Origin of the sequence: Agrobacterium cavarae, assembly GCF_004310285.1 — a bacterium.
In the GTDB taxonomy this organism is placed as follows: Bacteria; Pseudomonadota; Alphaproteobacteria; order Rhizobiales; family Rhizobiaceae; genus Agrobacterium; species Agrobacterium cavarae.
Window position 1 is genome coordinate 59758 of sequence record NZ_SISF01000019.1, and the last position, 7998, is coordinate 67755.

Sequence of the window (7998 nt, forward strand, 5' to 3'; positions counted from 1 at the left end):
GGGTGAGCATCCCTCTTTCGGGCCGATTTGCAGATTGCGCGATAGGTCCATTGGCCCACGATTTATTGATCTATTTCAGCCGAGGGGAACGAGAAGACTTAAACAATCTGTCGTCGAAATAGTCGATCCGCCGGGGCTTGAGGCTGATGCCACATCTGTGCCGTCCCCGGTGCTGCAAGTCACAAAGCATTATCGGTAGAGTTCGAAGAAGGACATATTTATGGAAATTGGAGTCTTTATCCCGATTGGAAACAATGGCTGGCTGTTGTCGGAGAATGCGCCGCAATACAAGCCTAGCTTCGAGCTGAATAAAGAGATCACCCTCAAGGCTGAGAAATACGGTTTCGATTTCGCCTTGTCGATGATCAAGCTTCGCGGCTTTGGGGGGAAGACCGAGTTCTGGGATCATAATCTCGAATCCTTCACGCTGATGGCAGGTCTTGCCGCCGTCACCACGCGCATCAAGCTATTTGCCACAGCTGCCTCACTCGTCATGCCGCCGGCCATCGCCGCAAGAATGGCCTCCACCATCGACAGCATTTCCAACGGCCGCTTTGGCATCAATCTCGTGACTGGCTGGCAGCGGCCGGAATATTCGCAGATGGGCATGTGGCCGGGCGACGAGTATTTCGGCAAGCGCTACGCATACCTTGCCGAATACGCCACGATCCTGCGCGAATTGTGGGAAAAAGGGCAGAGCGACTTCAAGGGCGAGTTCTTCCAGATGGACGACTGCCGGCTGTCGCCGCAGCCTCAGGCCGATATGAAGGTGATTTGCGCGGGCTCCTCCAATGCCGGCATGGAGTTTTCCGCCAAATATGCCGACTACAATTTCTGTTTCGGTGTCGGCGTCAACACCCCCACCGCGTTTGCGCCCGCCGCCGAGAGGTTGAGGGAAGCAACAGCCAAGACGGGCCGCGATGTATCGTCCTTCGTGCTCTTCATGATCATCGCCGACGAGACGGACGAGGCCGCCCGGGCGAAGTGGGAGCATTACAAGGCCGGTGCCGACGAAGAAGCGATCAAGTGGCTTGGCGTCCAGGGTGCCGCCGACACCAAATCCGGTTCGGACACCAATGTTCGGCAGATGGCCGACCCGGTCTCGGCCGTCAACATCAATATGGGAACGCTTGTCGGCTCCTACGAAACCGTAGCGCGATTGCTTGATGAGGTGCCGAGCGTGCCCGGGACGGGCGGCGTGCTTCTGACGTTCGATGATTTCGTCAAGGGCGTCGAAGATTTCGGCACCAAGATCCAGCCGCTGATGGCATGCCGCAAACATGTAAAGCCCCTTCTCGAGGCGGCGGAATGAGCACCATGACAACAGGATACCAGGCGCCCGCCGTTCACAGCAAAAGCGTCACACTGCCGGCCCGTCCGGAGCCGATCATGCTAAAGCCGGAAGAGACCGCCGTCGTCGTCGTCGATATGCAGAATGCCTATTCGACGGAAGGCGGCTATGTCGATCTCGCCGGCTTCGACATTTCCGGTGCCAAGGGTACGATCGACAATATCCGTAAGACTCTGGATGCGGCGCGCGCTGCCGGCGTTCAGGTGGTCTACTTCCAGAATGGCTGGGATAAGGATTATGTCGAGGCTGGCGGTCCAGGCTCGCCCAACTGGCACAAATCCAATGCGCTGAAATATATGCGCGCCAATCCGGATGCCCAGGGCAAGCTGCTTGCAAAAGGCACCTGGGATTACGCCATCGTTGATGAGCTTCAGCCGAAACCCGGCGACATCCTTGTGCCGAAGACCCGCTACAGTGGCTTCTTCAACACGCAGATGGACAGCATCCTGCGCGCCCGCGGCATCCGAAACCTCGTCTTCGTCGGCATTGCCACCAATGTCTGCGTCGAAAGCTCGCTTCGCGATGCCTTTCATCTGGAATATTTCGGCATCATGCTCGAAGACGCGACCCATCATCTCGGCCCCGATTTCATTCAGCAGGCGACTGTCTACAACGTCGAAAAGTTTTTCGGATGGGTAGCGACCGTCAATGACTTCTGTGGTGTCATCAGCCAGGCTGCGCCCGCCAATTCCTGATCGTAGAAGGACAAACTCATGCCGAAGAAGATCATCGTTCCAGAAGGCACATCGAAGCCGATTGCACCTTTTTCGCCCGGCACGCTGGCAGATGGGATCGTCTATGTCTCCGGAACGCTGCCATTCGACAAGAACAACGACGTCGTTCATGTGGGTGACGCCAGCGCCCAGACCCGCCACGTGTTGGAGACGATCAAGTCGGTGATCGAAACTGCCGGTGGCACGATGGAAGATGTGACGATGAACCATATCTTCATCACCGACTGGGCCAATTATCAGGCGGTCAATGCCGTGTATGCCGAGTACTTTCCAGGCGACAAGCCGGCGCGCTACTGCATTCAATGCGGTCTGGTGAAGCCGGATGCCCTGGTGGAAATCGCAACCGTCGCTCATATCGGCAAACCGTAAGCGCGATGCATTTCGATCTGCACGGAAGACACGACGCAGATGCACCGACGATTATCCTGTCGTCGGGCCTCGGCGGATCGGCAAGCTACTGGGCGCCGCAGCTTGCGGCGCTATCGGACGACTATCGGATCGTTTCCTATGATCATCGCGGTTGCGGACACACCGGTGGCGAGGTGCCAGCCGATGGCGGCATCGCGGCCATGGCGGATGATGTGCTGGAGATTGCCGAGCAACTGGGTCTCACCCGCTTCGATTTCATGGGACATGCATTGGGCGGCCTGATCGGCCTTGATCTTGCCCTTCGCAAGCCCGGAATCATCGGAAAACTTGTCCTCATCAATGCCTGGAGCAAGGCCGATCCGCATTCCGGACGGTGCTTTGATGTGCGCATCGAGCTTCTGGAAAAGTCCGGCGTTCCGGCTTTCGTCAAGGCGCAGCCTTTGTTCCTCTACCCGGCAGTCTGGATGTCGGAAAATGTCGAGAGACTAGAGGCGGAGGAGCGTCACGCCATCGATCATTTTCAGGGGCGCACCAATATCCTCCGCCGCATCGCTGCCCTGCGTGCCTTCGATGTCGATGACCGGTTACAGGATATCAAAACGGAAACGCTGGTTATCGCCACCCGCGACGATCTTCTCGTGCCTTACACGCGGTCGATCCGTCTGGCGGAGGGCTTGTCAAACAGCCAGTTGCAGCTCGTCGACTTTGGTGCTCACGCTGTCAACGTTACGGCTCCGGATGCCTTCAACGCTGCTATACTGCGCTTTTTGCGTGCCGCCTGATACTTTTTCGTTACTTGTTCAGGCGCAGCAACATCACCCCTTCCAAGAAACAGAAATGGCACAAAGGAAGGGGTTGCTTTCCGCCGCCTGACGTTTCATCACCTTCTTATAGAGCGCTGTGCGTCCTTTAGGACGCACAAAGGACGCTCTAACTTTTTGAATCTACGCATCGTGCTTTCCGAAAGTCGATGCCGATTTTCGGGCCGATGCTGTAGACGCGTGTCGCATCAAGATTGAAGGAGGAAACGATGAAGGCTCTGGTTCTGGAGGAAAAGGGAAAGCTGTCGCTTCGCGACTTCGATATTCCCGGCACGCTCGGCCCAAAAGATGTGAAAATCCGCACCCACACCGTCGGCATCTGCGGCTCGGATGTGCATTATTACACCCATGGCAAGATTGGCCATTTCGTCGTGAAGGCGCCGATGGTGCTCGGCCACGAGGCAGCCGGTACGATTGAAGAAGTTGGCGCAGAGGTCACGCATCTTAAAGTCGGAGACCGTGTCTGCATGGAGCCTGGCATTCCCGACCCGACCTCGCGTGCCGCCAAACTCGGCATTTACAATGTTGATCCGGCCGTTACCTTCTGGGCGACGCCGCCGGTTCATGGCTGCTTGACACCGGAGGTCATTCATCCGGCCGCCTTTACCTACAAGCTGCCCGATAACGTCTCCTTCGGCGAGGGCGCCATGGTCGAGCCCTTCGCCATAGGTATGCAGGCAGCCCTGAGAGCACGGATCCAGCCGGGCGATGTGGCCGTGGTCACGGGTGCGGGACCGATTGGGATGATGGTGGCGCTTGCCGCCCTTGCGGGCGGCTGCGCCAAGGTGATTGTTGCCGATCTTGCTCAGCCAAAGCTCGATATCATTGGCGCCTATGACGGTATCGAGACGGTCAATATCCGCGAAACATCTCTGCCGGATGCTGTCGCCAAAGCAACCGATGGCTGGGGCTGCGATATCGTGTTCGAATGCTCAGGGGCGGCTCCTGCCATTCTCGGCATGGCAAAGCTTGCTCGTCCGGGCGGGGCAATTGTGCTTGTCGGCATGCCGGTCGATCCGGTGCCGGTCGATATCGTCGGATTGCAGGCCAAGGAACTTCGGGTCGAGACTGTCTTCCGTTACGCCAATGTCTATGACCGCGCGCTCGCGCTTATCGGTTCCGGCAAGGTCGATTTAAAGCCGCTGATCTCGGCCACCATCCCCTTCGAAGACAGCATCGCCGGTTTCGATCGTGCGGTGGAAGCGCGCGAAACCGATGTGAAGCTGCAGATCACCATGCCGCAATGACCGGCGCGGTGCCGGGTGCCAAGCTCCCTTTGGCACCCGCTGAATTATTTCTCTCCAAAGGCCCGAATGGCTATTGACCTAGAGTGCGCTCTAACTTGTAGCTTCCTCTGCGTTATGACGATGAGGTGCTGATGCAGATCGGTGAACTGGCAAAACGCTCCGGCCTTTCGGCCTATACGATCCGCTATTACGAGCGGATCGGCTTGCTGCCCTATGCCGATCGCGACCGCTCGAGCAGGCGCGATTACGATCCCGAGATATTGATCTGGATCGAGTTTCTCGGAAGGCTGAAAACGACGGGAATGCCGATCCGGGACATGCTGCGCTATGCCGCCTTGCGAAAGCAGGGCGACACGACCGTGCCTGAACGGCAGGCGATGCTGGAAACGCATCGCGATCAGGTTCGCGATCGAGTTGCCGAACTTCAGCAGTGCCTCCTCGTCCTCGACCAAAAGATCGCCGGATATGCCGGCGAAGATCAGAGGATGACGGATGATGACGCAGCCACAGGAAAATCCAAACGAAAGCCGGCTGGAGCGCGGCAAGCGCGTACTCGCTGAGATTGATGGTGAGGCCGGAGAAAAGGTAATTGCGGCGCTCGCCGATATCGCACCGGGCTTCGCGACTTATCTCTTCGAGTTTCCCTTCGGCGACATTTACAGCCGGCCCGGGCTCGATACCAAGGCAAGGGAAATCGCAACCATTGCCGCACTCACAGCCATGGGCAATGCCGCGCCGCAGTTGAAGGTGCACATCGAAGCGGGTCTGAATGTCGGGCTCTCGCGTGACGAGATTACCGAAATCATCATGCAGATGGCGGTCTATGCCGGATTTCCAGCAGCGCTGAACGGCCTGTTTGCCGCCAAGGATGTCTTCGCTGCGATGGACGAGCGGGAAGCCGCGGCTGCGTGAGGGGCAACTCCAAGGGCTAAAACCCGCGCGAACGCACCGCGGGCGCTATTTCTCCATCTCCCTGTAGCAATGGGGCAGAAAGGGATATAGCGTCCCGCCGCCGAACCAGCGTTGCCCCTGAGGATGTCATGCCCCTATCCGACCAGCAGATTGCCGAGCTCAACACGCCCGCCGTTGTCGTGGACCTCGACATTGCCAAGAAGAATATCTCCCGCTTCCAGGATTATGCCAACATCCACGGGCTGAAGGTCAGGCCGCATATCAAGACGCATAAGCTCCCGGCTGTTGCGGACATACAGCTTGCTGCAGGGGCAGTGGGCATTACCTGCCAGAAAGTATCGGAAGCCGAGGCGATGGTCGCGGGAAGCGACGCGATCAAGGACGTGTTGATTACCTACAACATTCTCGGTGCTGCGAAGTTGAAGCAGCTGCGCGCCCTGGCCGGTAAGGTTCGGCTATCGGTGGTTGCCGATAGTGCCGAGGTCGTGCAGGGTCTCTCGCAGGCCTTCGCCGATGCTGCCGAACCGCTCACCGTTCTGGTCGAGTGCAATACAGGTGCGAACCGCTGCGGCGTTCCAACGCCGGAAGCTGCTGCCGAACTGGCCGTCGTCATCGATCAGGCGCCGGGACTGGTATTCGGCGGATTGATGACCTATCCGGCACCTTCAGGTGAGGCCGCGGTTCAGAGCTTCATGACGGACGCCAAGCGATTGATCGAAGAGAAGGGGATTGCAGTTACCGTTATCACCTCCGGCGGCACACCGTCGATGATGCATGCGGCGAAGGCACCAGTCGTGACGGAATATCGCCCAGGAACATATGTCTATAACGACAGATCGCTTGTGACCCGCGGCGTCTGTGGCTGGGACGAATGCGCCTTGAACGTGATTGCCACCGTCGTCTCCGTTCCGGCGGAAAACCGCGCCATCATCGATGCTGGCTCGAAAGCACTGACGTCGGACCTTCTTGGTCTCACAGGCTATGGCCATGTGCTGGGCCGTGAGGATATCATGATCGATCAGCTGTCGGAGGAGCACGGGCGTCTTGTGACCGAAGGGCCGATCGGGCTCAAGGTAGGCGACAAGCTTCGCATTGTCCCAAACCACGCCTGCGTCGTCACCAACCTGGTCGATAGCTTGACGGTGATTGCCGAAGACATGTCCGAGCCGGAAGTCTGGCCTGTCGCGGCGCGCGGCCTGATCGTTTGAGTTTTTTGCTCGGAAGGATGAACCGCAGAGAGGCTGTCGCGTTTGTGAGTTTTATTGACCTCTGAGAATTTTGATGATTGCGACGCCTCAGCCCGAACGCTTCGTTTTATTGGATGGAATTCGGGGCGTTGCCGCTGTCGCAATCGTCCACCGTCACGCGGAATTCTTTTTCGGCAGGCCAGAAGCATCCAGCTATCTGGCCGTCGATCTGTTCTTCGCCCTGAGTGGTTTCGTTCTCGCACATGCCTATGGCGAAAGACTGCGAACCGGCAAAATCTCCACGCTCACTTTCATGAAGGCGCGCTTTTACAGGCTCTATCCGCTCTACATCATCGCACTTGCGATCATGGCGGCCTTCTTCGTCCTCCTCTATGCGCTTGACCTGCCAACGCCGATCGACGACCTGCACCGAAAGATCAGTCTGGGCGAACTGGCTTTCGCCTTGCTCACTAGCATTCTCTTCCTGCCGGCCCCGTTTACGCTGACGCTCAACGGCGCACTCTTCCTTGTGAGCCCGGCATGGTCCCTGTTCAACGAGTTGGTGGCAAACGTCGTCTACGCCAAGTGGGGTGCGCGTTGGAAGAGCGGGAAGATCGCAGTCGTCATCGCAGTCGCAGCGATCGGGCTGGTGGTCGCCGCCATCGAATTCGGTAAATTGCACGCAGGTTTTCGCTGGCATGAGATGTATGCCGGCATGGCGCGCGTGTTCTTCTCCTTCTTCGTCGGGGTGTTGATCTATCGCTTTCATACAGGTTTTCAGATCAGGCATCAGCTCCTTGCCCTTTTGTGCCTCGCGCTTGTCTGCCTGATCCTGTTCCTGCCAATTACCAAGGAGGTTCGTCCCTTCTTCGATCTCTTCGTCGTTTTCCTCGTCTGGCCAGTCTTGCTCGCCGTTGCCAGCAAGGTCGCGCCGGAAGGATGGTTGGCCGCCATCTCTTCGTTTCTGGGAACGGCGTCTTACGGCCTCTACGTGCTTCACATTCCGTTGCTTGCATGGGTCGCGTTCCTCATGCCGTGGTCAGGAACGGGGTGGGTCGCCTATCCTGCCGGACTGCTTTTCACCGCATTCGCCACCATTTTTGCCTGGGTTTTGACGAGGTACTTCGATCAACCGATGCAGAAACGCTTGAGGCGCAGGGTGAAGTTGGTGAACGCGACGCAGTTTTGAGTGCGCGAGCGTTTCGGAAAGCGCGGATTGGAACCGCTCTGAACGCTCAACTTTATGACCACTCAAAAAAATCCAACGATTACGGTCACTTACGAGAAAACGACAGATTTATGAAAAACGTCTGTTGACTTGTTTGGGGTGTGTCTCTTATAAGTCCGCTCACTGACGAGGGCGGCGGCGCTGCTGGC

9 protein-coding genes are annotated in these 7998 nt (G+C 57.7%); all 9 read left to right on the forward strand.

Features of this window, described 5'->3' with window-relative positions; all coding sequences use genetic code 11:
- The first annotated feature begins 220 nt into the window (after positions 1-220).
- Positions 221-1312 carry a pyrimidine utilization protein A gene (rutA, locus tag EYC79_RS01735; RefSeq protein WP_130977013.1) on the forward strand — a complete coding sequence of 364 codons (1092 nt, stop codon included), beginning with the start codon at positions 221-223 and terminating at the stop codon, positions 1310-1312.
- A complete protein-coding gene (gene rutB / locus EYC79_RS01740) occupies positions 1309-2046 on the forward strand; it encodes a pyrimidine utilization protein B (protein ID WP_062423500.1) in 738 nt (245 codons plus the stop codon). Before rutA ends, rutB begins: the two co-directional genes overlap by 4 nt.
- Before the next feature lie 18 nt (positions 2047-2064).
- Positions 2065-2454, forward strand: coding sequence for a pyrimidine utilization protein C (rutC, locus tag EYC79_RS01745; RefSeq protein ID WP_062423499.1), 390 nt, complete (start codon positions 2065-2067; stop codon positions 2452-2454).
- A gap of 5 nt (positions 2455-2459) precedes the next feature.
- Entirely contained in the window at positions 2460-3236 is a 777-nt protein-coding gene (gene rutD / locus EYC79_RS01750) for a pyrimidine utilization protein D (protein ID WP_130977014.1), read from the forward strand.
- A 248-nt stretch (positions 3237-3484) separates the two neighbouring features.
- Complete coding sequence (locus EYC79_RS01755) at positions 3485-4522, forward strand: NAD(P)-dependent alcohol dehydrogenase (protein WP_062600649.1); 1038 nt, start codon at positions 3485-3487, stop codon at positions 4520-4522.
- Between the two features lie 131 nt (positions 4523-4653).
- Entirely contained in the window at positions 4654-5082 is a 429-nt protein-coding gene (locus EYC79_RS01760) for a MerR family transcriptional regulator (RefSeq protein WP_130977015.1), read from the forward strand.
- The gene (locus tag EYC79_RS01765) at positions 5018-5434 is read left to right on the forward strand and encodes a carboxymuconolactone decarboxylase family protein (RefSeq protein ID WP_130977019.1); all 417 of its coding nucleotides are present in this window, start codon (positions 5018-5020) and stop codon (positions 5432-5434) included. Before EYC79_RS01760 ends, EYC79_RS01765 begins: the two co-directional genes overlap by 65 nt.
- A gap of 128 nt (positions 5435-5562) precedes the next feature.
- Positions 5563-6642 (forward strand): D-TA family PLP-dependent enzyme, encoded by a 1080-nt coding sequence (locus tag EYC79_RS01770; protein ID WP_130977016.1) that lies wholly within the window; start codon positions 5563-5565, stop codon positions 6640-6642.
- A gap of 76 nt (positions 6643-6718) precedes the next feature.
- A complete protein-coding gene (locus EYC79_RS01775) occupies positions 6719-7810 on the forward strand; it encodes an acyltransferase family protein (RefSeq protein WP_418121638.1) in 1092 nt (363 codons plus the stop codon).
- Positions 7811-7998: the final 188 nt, after the last annotated feature.